This is a genomic window from Pseudomonas frederiksbergensis (assembly GCF_017114915.1).
In the GTDB taxonomy this organism is placed as follows: domain Bacteria; phylum Pseudomonadota; class Gammaproteobacteria; order Pseudomonadales; family Pseudomonadaceae; genus Aquipseudomonas; species Aquipseudomonas frederiksbergensis_I.
The window spans coordinates 49,727-65,883 of record NZ_JAAUOE010000017.1; the positions used below are offsets into that span (position 1 = coordinate 49,727).

At 57.0% G+C, this 16,157-nt stretch carries 12 protein-coding genes and 1 pseudogene; 8 read left to right on the top strand and 5 right to left on the bottom strand.

All coding sequences use genetic code 11. From position 1 onward, the window contains the following. Nucleotides 1-63: 63 nt before the first annotated feature. Nucleotides 64-1,278 (top strand): aldose 1-epimerase family protein, encoded by a 1,215-nt coding sequence (locus tag HCU66_RS14390; RefSeq protein WP_205889111.1) that lies wholly within the window; start codon nucleotides 64-66, stop codon nucleotides 1,276-1,278. A gap of 6 nt (nucleotides 1,279-1,284) precedes the next feature. Here HCU66_RS14390 and HCU66_RS27690 read toward each other — a convergent pair. Next, nucleotides 1,285-1,368, bottom strand: a pseudogene (locus HCU66_RS27690) (magnesium chelatase subunit ChlI family protein); the annotation flags it as partial. Nucleotides 1,369-1,411: 43 nt separating this feature from the next. Then, a complete protein-coding gene (gene pdxR, locus HCU66_RS14400; RefSeq protein WP_205889112.1) occupies nucleotides 1,412-2,911 on the bottom strand; it encodes a MocR-like pyridoxine biosynthesis transcription factor PdxR in 1,500 nt (499 codons plus the stop codon). 133 nt (nucleotides 2,912-3,044) lie between these two features. Between pdxR and serC the strand changes: the two genes are divergently transcribed. The 5 genes from serC to glyA all read left to right on the top strand — a co-directional run bounded on the left by serC (nucleotide 3,045) and on the right by glyA (nucleotide 8,865). Then, a complete protein-coding gene (gene serC, locus HCU66_RS14405; protein ID WP_205889113.1) occupies nucleotides 3,045-4,127 on the top strand; it encodes a 3-phosphoserine/phosphohydroxythreonine transaminase in 1,083 nt (360 codons plus the stop codon). Nucleotides 4,128-4,274: 147 nt separating this feature from the next. After that, nucleotides 4,275-5,525 carry a benzoate/H(+) symporter BenE family transporter gene (locus HCU66_RS14410; RefSeq protein WP_205889114.1) on the top strand — a complete coding sequence of 417 codons (1,251 nt, stop codon included), beginning with the start codon at nucleotides 4,275-4,277 and terminating at the stop codon, nucleotides 5,523-5,525. Continuing rightward, the gene (locus HCU66_RS14415; RefSeq protein ID WP_205889115.1) at nucleotides 5,525-6,340 is read left to right on the top strand and encodes a YggS family pyridoxal phosphate-dependent enzyme; all 816 of its coding nucleotides are present in this window, start codon (nucleotides 5,525-5,527) and stop codon (nucleotides 6,338-6,340) included. The genes HCU66_RS14410 and HCU66_RS14415 overlap by 1 nt, the downstream gene beginning before the upstream one ends. 53 nt (nucleotides 6,341-6,393) lie before the next feature. Then, nucleotides 6,394-7,566 (top strand): aspartate aminotransferase family protein, encoded by a 1,173-nt coding sequence (locus tag HCU66_RS14420; RefSeq protein ID WP_205889116.1) that lies wholly within the window; start codon nucleotides 6,394-6,396, stop codon nucleotides 7,564-7,566. Nucleotides 7,567-7,599: 33 nt separating this feature from the next. After that, nucleotides 7,600-8,865, top strand: a complete 1,266-nt coding sequence (gene glyA, locus HCU66_RS14425) for a serine hydroxymethyltransferase (RefSeq protein WP_205889117.1) — start codon at nucleotides 7,600-7,602, stop codon at nucleotides 8,863-8,865. 110 nt (nucleotides 8,866-8,975) lie between these two features. On the opposite strand, the gene HCU66_RS14430 is transcribed toward glyA, so the two are convergent. Next, entirely contained in the window at nucleotides 8,976-10,469 is a 1,494-nt protein-coding gene (locus HCU66_RS14430; RefSeq protein WP_205889118.1) for a YifB family Mg chelatase-like AAA ATPase, read from the bottom strand. A 228-nt stretch (nucleotides 10,470-10,697) separates the two neighbouring features. Between HCU66_RS14430 and HCU66_RS14435 the strand changes: the two genes are divergently transcribed. Further along, nucleotides 10,698-10,931, top strand: coding sequence for a hypothetical protein (locus HCU66_RS14435; RefSeq protein ID WP_205889119.1), 234 nt, complete (start codon nucleotides 10,698-10,700; stop codon nucleotides 10,929-10,931). Next, nucleotides 10,928-13,747, top strand: a complete 2,820-nt coding sequence (locus tag HCU66_RS14440) for a TrlF family AAA-like ATPase (protein ID WP_205889120.1) — start codon at nucleotides 10,928-10,930, stop codon at nucleotides 13,745-13,747. Before HCU66_RS14435 ends, HCU66_RS14440 begins: the two co-directional genes overlap by 4 nt. A gap of 353 nt (nucleotides 13,748-14,100) precedes the next feature. Here the strand turns inward: HCU66_RS14440 and HCU66_RS14445 are convergent, their stop codons facing one another. Beyond that, entirely contained in the window at nucleotides 14,101-15,681 is a 1,581-nt protein-coding gene (locus HCU66_RS14445) for an anti-phage dCTP deaminase (RefSeq protein WP_205889121.1), read from the bottom strand. A 42-nt stretch (nucleotides 15,682-15,723) separates the two neighbouring features. Then, nucleotides 15,724-15,897: a hypothetical protein gene (locus tag HCU66_RS14450; RefSeq protein ID WP_205889122.1), complete on the bottom strand. Its 174-nt coding sequence runs from the start codon at nucleotides 15,895-15,897 to the stop codon at nucleotides 15,724-15,726. Between the last annotated feature and the right edge of the window lie 260 nt (nucleotides 15,898-16,157).

The following is a 16,157-nucleotide window of genomic DNA, read 5'->3' on the forward strand; positions in this document are numbered from 1 at the left end:
ATGCTTGCTGAAACGTTTCTTCAAGTTTATAAAAATGGCACAACTCCAAGAAAGGCTGCTGCCATGACCCCGCTCAAACTCTTCGTTGCCCTCAGTGCACTGTCCGCTGCCTCCCACGCCATGGCCTGGGATTACGTCCTGCTCGATACCGACAAGGCCGCCCAGAACTGGCAGATCACCAGCCAGCAACTCGGCGTTAAAACCGACAAACCCTTCTCCGTGACCCTGCGCACCTTGCACGGCGGTCGGCAGGAGGGCGTCAGCATCGTCGATATCGATAACGGCACGATGAAACTCTCGGTGGTGCCAACTCGTGGCATGAACGTCTTGCAGGCCTCGGTTGGCACTGTGCGCATGGGCTGGGATTCGCCGGTCAAGGAAGTGGTCAATCCATCCTTCATCGAACTCAACGGTCGTGGTGGTTTGGGCTGGCTGGAAGGTTTCAATGAGCTGGTCACCCGCTGCGGATACGAATGGGTTGGCCATCCCGGCATGGACAATGGCGAACTGCTGACTCTGCACGGCCTCGCCGCCAACATTCCGGCCAACAAGGTCACCCTGCACATCGATGAGAAACCGCCATACGCCATCAGCCTGCGCGGCGAGCTGAAAGAGCAGGCATTCAAGAAAGTCGACTTCTCCGTCGCGACCGAACTGGTCACCGAACCCGGCAGCGCAGTGTTCGCCCTCAACGACACCCTGACCAACAACGGCGACTATCCGAAGGAATACCAGGCGCTGTATCACAGCAACTTCAGCACCCCGTTCCTGGAACAGGGCGCCCGCTTCGCCGCGCCGGTCAAACAAGTTTCGCCATTCAACGACAAGGCCAAAGGTGATCTGCCGGACTGGCAAACCTACCGCGCACCAACCAAGGACTACGACGAAACGGTTTACAACGTGGTGCCGTATGCCGATGCCAAGGGCGATACGTTGACTGTGTTGCATAACAAGGCCGGCAGCCTGGGTGTCTCGGTTGGCTTCAACACGCAAACACTGCCGGTGTTCTCCCTGTGGAAAAACACCGATACCCAAGGCCAGGGCTATGTCACGGGGCTGGAGCCAGGAACGAGTTTTTCCTACAACCGTCGGTATCAGCGGCCACTGAATCTGGTGCCGACGATTGGACCGAAGGAGCAGAAGCAGTTCCGCATCAGCTACAGCTTGCTGGCGGACAAAGCAGCTGTGGATAAAGCGTTGAAGCAGGTGAACGAGATTCAGGGTGGGCGGGAGACCGAGGTGCGGCAGACGCCGTTGGTTGATCTGACCAAGGGCTGACGCCGACTAGAGTGTTGTCGGCCGATATTGCAGCGCCTCGGCCAGGTGTTCGCGGGTGATGCCATCGACTTGTTCAAGGTCTGCCAAGGTGTTGATGGACGTTGCCTTGGGACACTGGCCGCTTGACGCTGCCCTATCTGGTTTTCAGCGCATTGGCCAGGCGCAGCATGGCCGCTTCGATTTCATAAGCGGTCAAGGACGAGTAGCCCAATAACCAACCTTGTTTCTTCTGATCGCCGGCGTATAACCGGCTGAGGCCGGAAAGCTGTACACCCGCGCTGGCGGCTTGGCGGATGGTTTTTTCCTCCGACCAGCCATCGTGCAGCAGGCAGGGAATTTGCAGTCCGCCTTGGGGGCGCAAGGCGGTGACGATACCGTCCAAGTGCTTGCCAATGGCGTCGAGCATGATGGATTGGCGCCCGGCATAAAGCTTGCGCATGGCCCGGACATGGGCGTTGTAATGGCCGTCTTCCATAAAGCGCGCCAGGGTCAGTTGCAGGATTTGTGGCGTATGGCCGTCTATCATGCTGCGCGCGTAGGTGAAGGCTTTGATCAACTCGTGGGGCAGTACCATGTAGCCCATTCGCAGACCGGGGTAGAGGGTCTTGCTGAAGGTGCCGAGGTAGAGGGTACGCTGGTACTTGTCGAGGCCCTGCACGCAGGCGGTCGGCTGCCCGTCATAGTGAAACTCGCTGTCGTAGTCATCTTCGAGGACCCACTTGCCCTTTTCTGCAGCCCAGTTGATCAGCTCAAACCGGCGTTCCAGCGGCAAGGTCGCGCCGGTGGGGTATTGATGAGAAGGCGTGACATAGACGCAATTGGCGCCGCTGCGGTCGGCGTACAGCAGGTCGGTGCGTATACCCAGTTCATCGACATCGATGGGCAGAACCTTGGTCTCGGCGGTTTCAAAGGCTTTCCTGGCGCCAAAATAACCCGGGTTTTCCAGCAGGATCGGTTTGCCGACGTCCACCAACAACTGCGCACACAGGAAGAGGGCTTGGCGAGTGCTGCTCAGCACCAGGACCTGGTCGGAGGAGCATTTGGCCCCGCGCTCGAGGTTCAAGTAGGTGGCGATGGCCTTGCGCAGCGGCTCGGCACCTTGCGGGTCGCCGTGCAACAGCACGTTGGCGCGATAGTCCTTCATCACCTGGCGTTGCAGGCGCTCCCAGACATCGGTGGGGAAAGTGCGGGTTTCCGGCAGCCCGGTCGCAAACGCCTTGATCACCTGCTGATCGGTCACGCCGCCACTGTCGAGGATCATCCGCCCTCGCTGGCTCAATCCCGCTCCCGGTGCCGCCTGGCTGCTTTTGATCTCCTGCGCCTTGATGCGTCGGCGCGCTGCGCCGCGCAATTCGGTGCCCAGCGTTTCGCAGACATAACTGCCAGCGCCCTCGCGCCGCACGATAAAACCGTCGCGGTGCAGTTGCACATAGGCGTTCTCGACGGTGTCGCGGGCAATCCCCAGTGACTTGGCCAAGACCCGAGTCGCAGGCAGCTTCAAGCCTGGGTCAAGGGCACCCTCGAGGATCAATGCACGCAATGCGCGTTGAATCCGCTGGTGCAGGCCCAACAGCTGAAACTCAGCATCGTTGAGGCGCATTTTTAGCGTTTCGAGTTCGAACGTTCTAGCCATGCGGTCTGCCTGGATTGAATAAATTGGCCTGCAATGGCAGGCCATCCTATCCGTAGAATCCGCCCCTCGCCACTGCCTTTGCGCTCGGCGCTTACGTGCATTGCGAGCAATTTTGAACAGGGGTTACTCAGCTATGGCCAGGTCACATAACTTCAGCGCAGGCCCGACTGCGTTGCCGATGGAAGTACTTCGGCAAGCGCACGAGGAGTTTTTTGACTTCGCGGGTACAGGCATGTCGGTGATGGAAATCAGCCATCGTTCCGAGGTGTTCATGGAGGTTGCCTACCAGGCCGAACACGACCTGCGGGAAATTCTGCAGGTGCCCGGCGAGTACAAGGTGCTGTTCTTGCAAGGGGGCGCCTCACTGCAATTTGCCCAAGTGCCGATGAACCTGTTGGGGGATAAGCGCACGGCGGACTATCTGCATACCGGTCTCTGGTCAGGTAAGGCCATTGAGGCCGCCCGGCGCTACTGCGACGTTCGCATCGTCGCCAGCAGCAAGGCGTCTGGTTTTGATCGCATCCCCGAGGTGTCGGACTGGAACCTCAACTCGAACGCGGCTTACCTGCACTACACCGAGAACGAAACCGTACACGGCGTGCAATTCGTCGAGGCGCCTGATGGCGTGGCGCCTTTGGTGTGCGACGCCTGTTCAAGCCTGCTTTCCAAGCCGATTGACGTGGCTAAACATGGCCTTGTGTATGCCGCCGCGCAAAAAAACATGGGAGTGGCCGGGCTGACGGTGGTCATCGTCGCCCCGGCGTTGCTGGATGCCGCGCAGACGTTCACCCCCGACATACTCAACTACGCGCGCATCACCGACGCCCAGTCGATGCTCAACACCCCGGCGACCTTTCCTTGGTACCTCACCGGCCTGACGCTCAAATGGATAAAGCGCAGCGGCGGCCTCGACGCCCTTCACCGGCTTAACCAGGCCAAGGCCGAGTTGCTGTATCGCACCCTCGACGACAGTAATGGGTTTTACCGCAACAGCGTGCAAGCGCCGTTTCGTTCGATCAACAACGTGCCATTCGTGCTCGCCGATGCAGCGCTGGAAAAGACCTTTGTGCAACAGGCCGAACAGGCCGGGCTCAACGGGCTAAAGGGGCACGCCTCGGTCGGCGGGATGCGAGCCAGTCTCTATAACGCGGTCACGCTGCAGGCAGTCGAGGTATTGACCGACTTCATGAAGAATTTTGCCCGCGTGTATGGCTGAGGCAGGGATCGCTTTTCAGTCACAGCAAGCGGTCTGGTAAGTGGTCTGGCCTTCTACGAGAAAGTGTAGGGGCAAAACATGCCATTTCAGCCCTATAAATCCCCTCACCCGAGGCAAGCACCTCGTTTTGCAAGGAGCAAAGCAATCATGTCTTCTTCAGCATCCCCATCGCCCCTGCGTTTACGCGACCTTCTGCATCCGACTATCGCCGGGCTGATTTCAGTCATCGTCAACTATGGCGGCACGTTTATCCTGGTTTTTCAGGCCGCCAAAGTCGCCGGGCTCAGCCCCGAGTTGACGGCGTCGTGGGTATGGTCGGTGTCAATTGGCGTGGGTATTACCGGGCTGTTTCTCAGTTGGGTGAGCCGTGAGCCGATCATTACTGCTTGGTCGACACCCGCCGCAGCCTTTTTGGTCGTCGCGCTGTCCACTACGCCCTACGCCGAGGCTGTAGGTGCATACATCATTTCAGCCGCCGCCTTCGTGCTGCTGGGTTTGTCCGGCTGCTTCGAAAAAGTCATCCGCCTGATTCCGCCGGGTGTGGCTGCGGGCCTGCTGGCCGGTATCTTGCTGCAGTTCGGTATTGGCGCGTTTGGTGGCATGAGTCTTGACCCAGTGTTGGTCGGGTTGCTGATTGCCGCTTACGTTGTGCTCAAGCGCTTTACCGCGCGCTACGCGGTGGTGGGCATTCTGGTGCTGGGGTTGGCGTTTCTTCTGACGCAGGGCCGTGTAGAACTGTCGGGGCTGGCGCTGCAATTCGCGGCACCGGTATTCACCCCGCCTGAGTTTTCGATCAATGCGCTGCTCAGTGTGGCACTGCCGCTGTTCCTGATCACCCTCACTGGCCAGTACATGCCGGGCATGCTGGTGCTGCGCAACGATGGCTTCAGTACCAGCGCTAACCCTATCCTGACTGTCACAGGGCTGGGGTCCTTGCTGATGGCACCCTTCGGCTCCCACGCCTTCAACGTCGCGGCCATCACTGCGGCCATCTGCACCGGCAAGGAAGCCTCGGAGGATCCGTCCAAGCGCTGGATCGCCGGGGTTGCCGCGGGGTTGTTCTACATCCTCGTAGGTATTTTCGGGGTGACCCTCGCCGCAGTGTTCATGGCGTTCCCGCCCACCTTCATAACGACGCTGGCCGGGCTGGCCCTGCTCGGTACTATCGGCACCAGCCTGGCCAGCGCCATGGCTGACGTCAAAACCCGCGAAGCCTCGCTGATCACCTTTCTGGCGTCCGCCGCAAACATCACCCTGCTGGGGATCGGTGGGGCGTTCTGGGGATTGCTGATCGGTCTGGCGGCCTACGCCTTACTCAATGGGCGCTTGCCGCGTCGCGAGGCGGTGGTCATTCCTGCTGCCGACGCTGTTGTGACGACCAAAGGAGCTACCCACTGATGCTCTCTCAACTGGAAGAAACCATCACCCTGCACGATCGACATGGCCGTTACCCACAGGCCACCAGCGTCGAGGACTTTCGCCGCAACCTGGCAGCCGTGCAGCAGCGAATTGCTAACGCCTGTCAGCGGGTTGGACGTGATCCGGCGAGTGTGCGCCTGCTGCCGGTCAGCAAAACCTTTGACGAAGCTCATCTGCGTCTGGCCTACGCCGCCGGCTGCCGGCTACTGGGTGAGAACAAAGTGCAGGAAGCGCAGCGCAAATCGCAGGCCATGGCCGATCTGGCCGACTTGCAATGGTCGGTTATTGGCCACTTGCAAACCAACAAGGCCAAGCAGGTGGCGCGTTTTGCCAGTGAGTTTCAGGCGCTGGACAGCTTGCGAGTGGCCGAGGCCCTGGATCGTCGCCTGCACATCGAGGGGCGCCAGCTGGATGTGTTCGTTCAGGTCAATACCTGCGGCGAAGCCAGCAAATACGGCTTGGCGCCCGAAGCCGTCGCGGACTTTTTGTACGCCCTGCCGGCGTTCTCGGCGTTACGGGTGCGTGGGTTGATGACACTGGCGCTGTTTTCGGCCGATGTGGTCCGTGTTCGCCCTTGCTTTGTACGGCTGCGCGAACTGCGCGAGCGTTTGCGCCAACACGCCCCGGCGGGCGTCGGGCTGGAGGAACTGTCCATGGGCATGTCCGGTGATTTCGAAGTCGCCATTGAAGAGGGGGCCACTGTGGTGCGTGTCGGTCAGGCCATCTTCGGCGCGCGTGCCATGCCGGATGCCTATTACTGGCCGACCGCGGATGCCCGTCCGAGTGATGAGTAGTCGCCGCTGATACCCCCTAAACATCTTGATCCAGCTCTACAGGAAGCCATCCGATGTCCTCTGCACCCCCGTACCTCATGCACAACTATGCTCGCCAGCCGGTCTCCTTCAGTCGAGGCCAAGGGGCATCTCTGTGGGACATGCACGGGGTCGAATACCTGGACGCAATCGCCGGTGTGGCGGTGACCAGTCTCGGGCATGCCAACCCCGAAATTGCCGCCGCCATTGCCGAGCAAGCGAGCCAGTTACTGCACACCACCAACATGTTTCGCATCGAACGGCAGGAGCAGTTGAGTGAGCGCTTGTGCGTCTTGTCCGGCATGCAACGCGCCTTTTTTTGCAACTCGGGGGCTGAAGCCAACGAAGCGGCGCTCAAGTTGGCCCGGCTGCACGCCAACACCAGGCACGTGGCACAGCCACAAGTGCTAGTGATGGAAAACAGCTTTCACGGTCGCACCCTGGCCACCCTCGCGGCCACCGGGAACCCGGCCGTGCAGCGTGGCTTTGAGCCTTTGATGCCAGGCTTTCTACGGGTGCCTTACGACAACATCGAGGCGATCCGCGAGGTGGCGGCGCAATCACCCAACATCGTCGCGGTACTGGTCGAACCCGTGCAGGGTGAGGGCGGTGTGCATGCCGCATCCACCCGTTATTTGCAGGCCCTGCGGCAACTGTGCGACGAGCACGATTGGCTGATGATGGTCGATGAGGTGCAAACCGGGATGGGTCGTACCGGCGCCTGGTTTGGCTTCCAGCACGCGGGGATAGTGCCGGATGTCATCACGCTGGCCAAGGCACTGGGCAATGGTTTTCCCATTGGCGCATGCCTGGCTCGGGGCAAGGCCGCTGAACTGTTTTCCCCGGGCCATCATGCCTCCACTTTCGGCGGTAACCCCCTGGCCTGCCGCGTGGGATGCACGGTGCTCGACATCATGGAGCGCGATCACATCCCGCAGCGCGCAGCCACATCTGGCCGTCGGCTGCTGGCTGCGCTGCAGGAGGCGCTGGGCAATCACCGCGAGGTCGTTTCCATTCGCGGCCTGGGCCTGATGGTCGGTATCGAACTGAACCGTCAGTGTGCCGAACTAGTCGGCCGGGCGCGGGATGAACAACGCCTGCTGATAACGGTGACTCGTGGCACCACCGTCCGATTGCTACCGCCGTTGATCTGTGAGGACTCGCAGATCGACGACATCGCAGCGCGTGTTACTCGGCTCTTCTCGTAACCGGCTTACTTTCCCAACCAAGGACCCCTTCATATGTACGACTCAACGCTGACCCTTAAAGCATTCGACGCCGAGCTGTGTGAGGCGATTCATAACGAAGAACATCGTCAGGAAGACCACGTCGAACTGATCGCTTCCGAAAACTACGCCAGCCCTCTGGTCATGAAAATCCAGAGCACCGTGCTCACCAACAAATACGCCGAAGGCTACCCAGGCAAGCGCTACTACAGCGGCTGCGAGTATGTCGATGTGGCCGAGCGCTTGGCCATCGAGCGGGTCAAGACCTTGTTCAACTGTGACTATGCCAACGTGCAGCCACATGCGGGTGCCCAGGCGAACGCCGCGGTATTCCTGGCATTGATCAATCCCGGCGACACGGTGATGGGCATGAACCTGGCCCAAGGTGGTCACCTGACCCACGGTAACCCTTCAAACTTCTCGGGCCGTCATTACAAGATCGTTCCTTATGGCCTTGACCCGGAGACGGGCTTTCTCGACTACGACGAGATGGAGCGTATTGCCCTGGAAACTCGACCGAAGATGCTGATCGGTGGTTTTTCTGCCTACTCCCGGTACAAAGACTGGGCGCGCATGCGGGCCATTGCCGACAAGGTCGGGGCTATTTTCTGGGTCGACATGGCCCACGTCGCAGGCCTGGTCGCCGCTGGCGAATACCCGGACCCATTGCCACACGCCCATGTGGTCACCAGCACCACACACAAGACCCTGCGGGGCCCACGGGGTGGCTTGATTTTGTCCAAGGGGCAAGATGAAGCATTCTACAAAAAGCTCGATTCTGCGGTATTCCCAGGTGTCCAGGGCGGCCCATTGATGCACCAGATCGCCGCCAAGGCCGTCGCTTTCAAGGAAGCACTGAGGCCCGAGTTCAAAATCTATCAGACACAGGTGGTGATCAACGCCCGGGCCATGGCGGCCGTGCTGCAAGAGCGGGGTTACAAGATCGTCTCCGGTGGCACCGATAACCACATGATGCTAATCGACCTGTCCGACAGGCCCTATACCGGCAAGGACGCCGATGCGGCCCTGAGCAATGCCTACATCACGGCTAACAAGAACTCGGTGCCCAACGACCCGCGCTCACCGTTCGTGACTTCCGGGCTGCGCATCGGTACCCCGGCCATCACCACCCGTGGTTTCGGCGTGATCGAATGTGAACAATTGGCGGGCTGGTTGTGCGACGTACTGGACGCCCTGGAAAACGGCGACAGCGAGAGGGTCGGGCACCACGTGCGCGAACAGGTGGTGGAGCTCTGCCGCCGTCATCCTGTCTACCGTTAACCCTGTTACTCCAGGCTATTACCAGGCTGATGTCATCATCGGGCGTAAAACCAGGCGCGCGGCAAGGCGCCTGGACGAATGGGTGCATCCGATGCCAACCTGTTGCGTCTCTAGCTGGGTGCTGATGGCCGATATTGCAGTGCTTCGGCTACGTGGCTGCGACCGATAGCGTCTACTTGTTCCAGATCCGCCAGGGTACGGGCGACTTTCAGTAGACGGTGAGCGGCACGAAGCGAAAGGGTTAGTCGCTCGCAGGCGCTTTCCAGCCAGCCTTCATCTGCTTTGGACAGCGCGCAATGCTGACGCAGCCCTGGCAGGTCGAGAAAGGCGTTGGCGCAGCCCTGGCGTTGTTGCTGGCGCTCCCTGGCCTGGGCGACCAGGGCAGAAGCGCTGGCTGTGTCGTCACCGGTTTTGATCGGGTTCAGCGCCGTGCTTTCCCGGGCTACGGTTAGATGCAGGTCGATGCGGTCCAGCAAGGGCCCGGACAATTTGTTGCGATAGCGCTGCACCATGTCCGGTGTACAGGAACAACGGCCGCTCGGTTCTCCAAGATATCCACAGGGGCAGGGATTCATCGCGGCGACCAGTTGAAAGCGCGCCGGGAAGCGTACGCGGTCCTTGGCGCGGGAAATCACGATATGGCCGGATTCCAGTGGCTCCCTCAGTACCTCCAATACCTTGCGATCAAATTCCGGCAGTTCATCGAGGAACAGCACACCATGGTGGGCGAGGGTGATTTCGCCGGGTTGCGGTTTCGAGCCGCCGCCCACCAGCGCCGGGCCTGAAGCGGAGTGGTGTGGCTGCCGGAAAGGGCGCTGCGGCCAATGACTCAATGGCACACAACTGGCGACCGATTGAATCGCCGCGACTTCCAGTGCTTCGCTCTCGGCCAATGGCGGTAACAGCCCCGGCAGACGACTCGCCAACAACGTTTTTCCCGTCCCCGGCGGACCGCTGAACAGCAGGTTATGAGCCCCCGCCGCCGCAATCAGCAACGCGCGTTTGGCCGCAAGCTGACCTTGTACTTCATTCAAGTCGGGATAGGGTTTGCTGGCGTAGAGCAAACCGTTGGAAGCGTAGGGTTCAATGGGCGTGTGGCCATTGAAATGCGCGACTGCCTCCAGCAAATGATCCACCGCGATCACTTTCAACCCCGAGGCCAGGCAGGCCTCCTCGGCATTCGCCCGCGGCACCACCAGCGTGCGCCCGGCTTTGCGCGCCGCCAGCGCCGCCGGCAACACACCGCGAACCGCCCGCACCGCGCCCGACAACGCCAACTCTCCCAGACACTCCACGTCGTCCAGCGTCAACGTCGGCACCTGCACGCTGGCTGACAGAATGCCCAAGGCAATCGCCAGATCGAACCGTCCGCCGTCCTTCGGTAAATCCGCCGGGGCGAGATTCAAGGTGATGCGCCGCGCCGGAAATTGCAGACCCGAATTGATGATCGCGCTACGCACCCGGTCCTTGCTTTCCTTCACCGCCGCCTCGGGCAGCCCGACCATGGTCAGCGAAGGCAAGCCGTTGGCCAGATGCACTTCTACGGTGACGGCGGGCGCATCCACACCAATCTGGGCGCGGCTGTGGACGATGGATAGGGACATGGTCGTTCCTTGAGCTGACGGGGAACCGCTTCCTGCGGTTTTTGAAGGGTAGCCGGGGAGTGAGGGTTTAGCGTGGCGGCAAGGGAAGGAAACTTTCGCAGGATGTTGCGAGTGTCGTTGTTGCGATCAAGCATAGGCGAGGGTGAGTATGGATGTAATTAGTTGCGGGATGATGTTTTTGTAGGACCTTGCCGAGACCCACCGCCGTCGGGATGGAATACATGGTTAATGACCATCTTCGATCTGGTTGAGCAGCAGGGAATTGAGATCAAGCAAAAATTGCTTGGATCGGCATTGAGTAAACCTGCTGGCGTTCTACATCTCGCCCGTCCTCGTCTGGTCGAAAGCAATTGTCGCGACAATCAGGGGCGGGTAAAAAAGCTGGTCAACCCTTGCTATGATTCCGGACGTCTTCATCTACGGTTTGCTGGGCTAACTTTAAGCTTTGGGAGCAAGGATTGAGCACTTATCAAGGAATGCGTTGGTTCAAGGCGGACTTCCAGGTGCAGACACCAGAAGACAACCGGCATTGGGCAGATGACGATCTGCGCTTGCTGGTGCCCCGTCGTCATGGTGCCAATGGTGAATTCAAAGAATTGGATATCCAGGAGAAAGCCGCACGATTTCTCCGGCGGTGCCATGAACTTGGCCTTGAGATCATTGGGATCACAGACCACAACTTTTCCGATAAGGCCGAACCGCGTGACTGGTTCCTCACACACTTGGTCGAACAGAACAAATCTGTGGCGAGGGAAATGCAACGGGCGCCGCTCGCAATTTTTCCCGGGTTTGAGGTCGACATTGGTTACCACGTGCTGTGCCTCTTCGAGCCAGCAACCAAGATGCTTCACATTAAGCGTTTGAACATGATTCTGACCAAGCTTGGTCTCGCGGAAAACGAACGGTTCCGAGCGGGTGAACCGACATTGTTGCGGCGCGAGGGGCACACAATCAGCCTGAAGACCTTGCTGGAAGTCGTGCAGGACAAGCATGGCGGCATTGTGATCGCGGCCCATGCTGATCAAAACGATGGCATGCTGTCCTCAGCCAATCATATCGCGGACTACCAGCTGCCGGATCTGCACGCCGTGGAAGTGACCAGCTATCCGTTGCCGGAACGCACCCGCTCGATTTTAAAGGGGCGTAACCCCGCCTGGTCTCGTCGCGGGCGGCAACCGGCTTATGTCCAGTCTTCTGATGCCAAATCACTGAAAGTGGGCGCGGATGGGCTACCAGTGGCCAATTCGCTGGGCTATCGATCGACTTGGGTTAAAGCATCAAAACCATCTATTGCGGCACTGCGTCAGGCATTTCTTGATGGTTCGTCCCGCCTGCGGCTGCAGGATATGTGCCCTTCAAATGAGCAGACGCATCCTCGAATCGTGTTCTTGAAATGCCAAGGGCTGAAGTTTCTGGCCGACCAAGAGGTGGTTTTCTCCCCCAACCTGAACACGCTAATCGGTGGCAGAGGAACCGGAAAGTCGACGTTGCTGGAGCTGCTGCGTTTCGCTTTCGGCCGCGATCAGGCTGGCAGGTTTTCCGCTTCGACGCGGGCAAAATTTCAACGGGTCCGCGCCACGTTCAGCGGTGACGCCGAAATCCAGGTGGGCTGGGAAAGTATCCCGGGCCAAGTCGATATTATTTCTCTTCGCCCGGATGCTCTGCACACCCTGCTTCAAGGCGAGGCCCCTGACGTCGGCGTTTTCCTGAAGCAATTGCCTGTGCAGTTTTACAGCCAACAACAGCTTAGCGAGCTCACTGACATCGGCGGGGAAGGCAGTCTATTAGGCATGATCGATGATGCCTGCGCTGTGGACCTGCAAGGCTTGAAATGGCGCGAAGAAACCCTGCGGGCGGAGATCGTTCAGGTATTTGCCGCATCCGACCAACTCAGCGCGCTCAATGAAGAAGCCAAGTCACTCACACAAGAGCTGAGAGAGCTCGAGCGACAATGGCAGGCTCGCAAAGAGGTGCAGGAAGAGGCACTGCAGTATCAGCGTGCTGAGTTGGCGCGCCAATACCATGACCATGCCCGCGCGCAGATCGAAGCTGACTTGCAAGCCCTGAATGCCATAGTTGAGCGGTTATCGATGCGTGGCGTATTGAACGACGCCAAAGCGGATAGCTGGCCAAGGGCGGACTGGTTCAACTCGTTCACTCAGGACGCCGCGAGTGTGCGCGAAAAATATGCCAAAGACATCGCCATTATGGCCGCCGACATGCGCAAGGAAACGGATGCGCTGTATAACCTAGGCGAGGGATGGGCCCAGGTTGAAAACGAGCTTGGGGCCGTCAAGGCAGGATTTCTGAATGCCTGCCAGGAACGGGGTTTGCAGCCACAAGATGTGGCGCGGTTGCAAGAAATCGACCGATTGCGACAGGCCAAGCAGGAGAGTCTGAAGGACCGCACCAAACGCATTGACGCGCTCAAGCCGCAGGTAGCGCGCCGTGATGCCCTACTTGAGGAGTTGGCGACGCTCTGGGCCGAGCAGTACGTTGTACGAAAGCGAGTTGCGCAAGAGATTACCCAAAACGTCAATGGTGCCATCATGATAAAGCTGCAGCCGATGGCGGATGAAGCAGGTTTTCTCAAGATTTGGGAGAGCATGATTCCCGATGGGCGCGGCAAACTCGGGCGTGCTTGGGCGTACATAGGGGGAGTACTTTTTGCCGACTTTCAACAGGGGATTGCTGTTCGTCTGCCCGCGCTTCCATCCCCTTGGCTCCATATCAGATCTGTATTGATGAAGGAGCGACCAACTCCGCTGCCCCTTTTGGAATACATGGAGGACCTTCGTAGACACTTGGCAGAGCAGAAAGACGCTTGGCGGCTTGCACGTCTCACTCGGGTGGAGGATCAGATGGACATCGAGCTGTATCGATCAGATAAAACGCTGGTTGGCAGCATTCTGAGTCGAGCTCTGTCGGAGGGGCAGCGCAATACCGCCGTGCTGAATTTTCTGCTTGCTAAAGGTGACGGGCCAATCATCATTGACCAACCCGAGGACGAACTCGACTCCAACTTTATCTACAAGGAGCTGGTCCCACTGCTGCGGGCGGTGAAGAACCAGCGGCAACTGATCGTGGCAACGCATAATGCTAACCTCCCGGTCAACGCAGATTCGGACTTGGTCTATGCCTTGGATGTAAAGGACGGGCGAGGCGTACGGCTAGCGATCGGTGGACTAGATCACGCCGATACCACCGATGCGGTGTTGAACATTATGGAAGGGTCAGCAGAGGCGTTTAAGCGACGTTTTGAAAAGTACCATTTCTGAAGGCTCATAAAACCTTCACTGCATTTCTACTGTGACGACGGGCGCTTCCACGCCGACTTGGGCGCGGCTATGGGCGATGGAGAGGGACATGGTCGCTCCTTGAGTTGACACGGACCGCTTCCTGCGATTTTTTAGGGGTAGTAGTCGACATCAGTTTCTACATCGCATTCTTACGAGAAAATCGCTCAAGATGTTGCGGCGTAATTTATAGGGAGGAGTATTTTCTGCGGTAGAAGGTATGAATAGATGTCTTGTAGTTGGTTGATGCCATATGGTGGATTTAGCATTTATTAAAATAGCTAGGCGCCGCTATTTACGTCGCCTAGCTCTGAACAACTAAGTTGATGTTGCTGTTACGCTGCTCTTGGAGGCGGCGGGGGTGGTGGGAGGGGAGCTACCTTTGACATAAGGTCTTCGACTACTTTGCCTTCTATTGTTTGATATGGATCAAGGTACTCTGTTCCAATATGCATGGCATCTGTCTTTATGATGTCTACCGCTACTCCATGCGTGTCTTTGCGTTTTCCACGTGCTACAAAAAAAGCTGCATATTTTCCAGGGGAAACACCTGAGAAGGTCTCGAATAGAGTTTTTCCTGTATGGTTTTCATCTGTAGTAATAGCATCTTCATGTAAGTCTAGAGCAAGGCTTTTTTCATAGGGCTCAATGTAGACAACCCTTTTTATGCCTGCCGCTATGATGTGGCGAGCGCAATTGTGACAGGGGAATGTGGTTGTATAAAGAACACATGAATCTGTAGAGTTTCCCTGGGAGCGGGCTAGTCCAAGTATTGCTTCCATTTCTGCGTGGATAGCTCGTGAAAATTCAATAATTGAGCCTGCTCTGGTTTCTTTCTGAATAAGCTCAGCCAGGGCTTCTTTTGTTTCATCGCTAACAGCTACTTTTGAACTTACAATTTTTACAATGTCTTGGATAAGTGCGGACTTATGGATGTCGTTATAACACTTGCCGCCATGGTAAATGCAGCGCTGGTCATTTGGCGAATCTGAAGTATATAGCCCGCCTCCGAACTTAGGGACATCATTCCAACCTAGCGAAATTATGTTTCCTTCTTTGTTGGCAATGGCAGCCCCGACCTGCCTGCTCAGGCATGCAGACTTTAATGAGGCGGAATAAGCTGCATACATCCCAGACTCGTCTTTGGTAGGCGTTACTCCGTTCTTTCCATGAACTAGTGCGACAAAGCGTTGACATGGAGCTATTAGGTTTGAAATGGAGTCTTGATTGTTTCTAATGAAGTAGTCTGCAAGTTGAACGGTTTTTTCTAGCTTTTGACCGTGAGTCGTATTGTGCTCATTTCTGTCGCGATCGATCAGATATTGTGCTTCATGTCCAGGGATGCGTTCGTTTCTTGTAAGATAGTTGAATCTGACATTTTGTGGGCTCAAAACTCCAACCAGATAAAAGATATTCCCGTAAACGAGTTTAAATAATTCGGCCTCTTCGGGATGTTTAAGTTGGTCTATGATGTAAACGGTTTTTGGAGGTTTGCTTACATTGGTCTTATCCATTGCAATGTCGCGCAAAGCGGCAACTTTTGCCATTGCAAGGGCAGCCAGAATTTGTGAGTCAAATTTCTGTCGTAAATCATTACCTAGGTCTTGGAGGGTGGTATATCTGTTTTTTCCCGGTGGAGGGTCAAGACTAAGATGTTTCAGATGATCGGGCAGGCCGTGGTCTTTATAATACTTTTTTATTATGTCACTAACTTTTATGTGTTCAGTGAGATATCCGTACTCTTCGAATTGGACGCGGGTGGTTCTTATTACATCGGCTAGGTTGCATCCTACCGGACCACAAAAGGCGATAATTATTTCATCGCTTCTACGACCTTCTATGCGCTCTCCAATCTTGCGCATGTTGTTCGAGTCATTAACCGAAGTAGCTCTTTCCTTAGATACTGGTGCCGACATTCTTCGCGCCCTCAGGGCACGAGCAAAAGGTCTACTTTGTTTTTACCAGTCTACTTTTTTCGCTCGTGCCAAAATATTGTTTATGGCTTTTTTATATTCGTCTTCGGCTTTTTTTTCTTTGAAAGAAGCGAAGCCGACAATGTTGGAGTTCTGATTGTTCCCTTGACGGGTCAATTTATCATTTTGATAAACATTTGTTTCATCAGATCTCTTCATTTCCGTTCCCCTATCTCCTATTGATTCGCGGAGTGTGACTTTCAAAGTGCGAGCATTCTACAGTTGTCAAGCACAAAATCAATGCCTTTACAAGCGATAGATTAGCCTGTAGTGGGGTGAAGGCAAGCTTAGCCAGAGAAAAATCTTCATTGCATGCCATCTGCTTTGTACTCCTAGGTTTAGGGGCATGCAATTCAGATTATTCTGTAAATTCGTCAGAAAAATGACCGCTTCCTACAGATGAGCAGAGAGAAGTCTGA

Coding starts and splice junctions, on each gene's coding strand:
- HCU66_RS14445 (WP_205889121.1), bottom strand. CDS start 15,681: ATGTCGGCACCAGTATCTAAGGAAAGAGCTACTTCGGTTAATGACTCG.
- HCU66_RS14410 (WP_205889114.1), top strand. CDS start 4,275: ATGTCTTCTTCAGCATCCCCATCGCCCCTGCGTTTACGCGACCTTCTG.
- HCU66_RS14415 (WP_205889115.1), top strand. CDS start 5,525: ATGCTCTCTCAACTGGAAGAAACCATCACCCTGCACGATCGACATGGC.
- HCU66_RS14420 (WP_205889116.1), top strand. CDS start 6,394: ATGTCCTCTGCACCCCCGTACCTCATGCACAACTATGCTCGCCAGCCG.
- pdxR (WP_205889112.1), bottom strand. CDS start 2,911: ATGGCTAGAACGTTCGAACTCGAAACGCTAAAAATGCGCCTCAACGAT.
- HCU66_RS14450 (WP_205889122.1), bottom strand. CDS start 15,897: ATGAAGAGATCTGATGAAACAAATGTTTATCAAAATGATAAATTGACC.
- serC (WP_205889113.1), top strand. CDS start 3,045: ATGGCCAGGTCACATAACTTCAGCGCAGGCCCGACTGCGTTGCCGATG.
- HCU66_RS14430 (WP_205889118.1), bottom strand. CDS start 10,469: ATGTCCCTATCCATCGTCCACAGCCGCGCCCAGATTGGTGTGGATGCG.
- glyA (WP_205889117.1), top strand. CDS start 7,600: ATGTACGACTCAACGCTGACCCTTAAAGCATTCGACGCCGAGCTGTGT.
- HCU66_RS14390 (WP_205889111.1), top strand. CDS start 64: ATGACCCCGCTCAAACTCTTCGTTGCCCTCAGTGCACTGTCCGCTGCC.
- HCU66_RS14435 (WP_205889119.1), top strand. CDS start 10,698: ATGACCATCTTCGATCTGGTTGAGCAGCAGGGAATTGAGATCAAGCAA.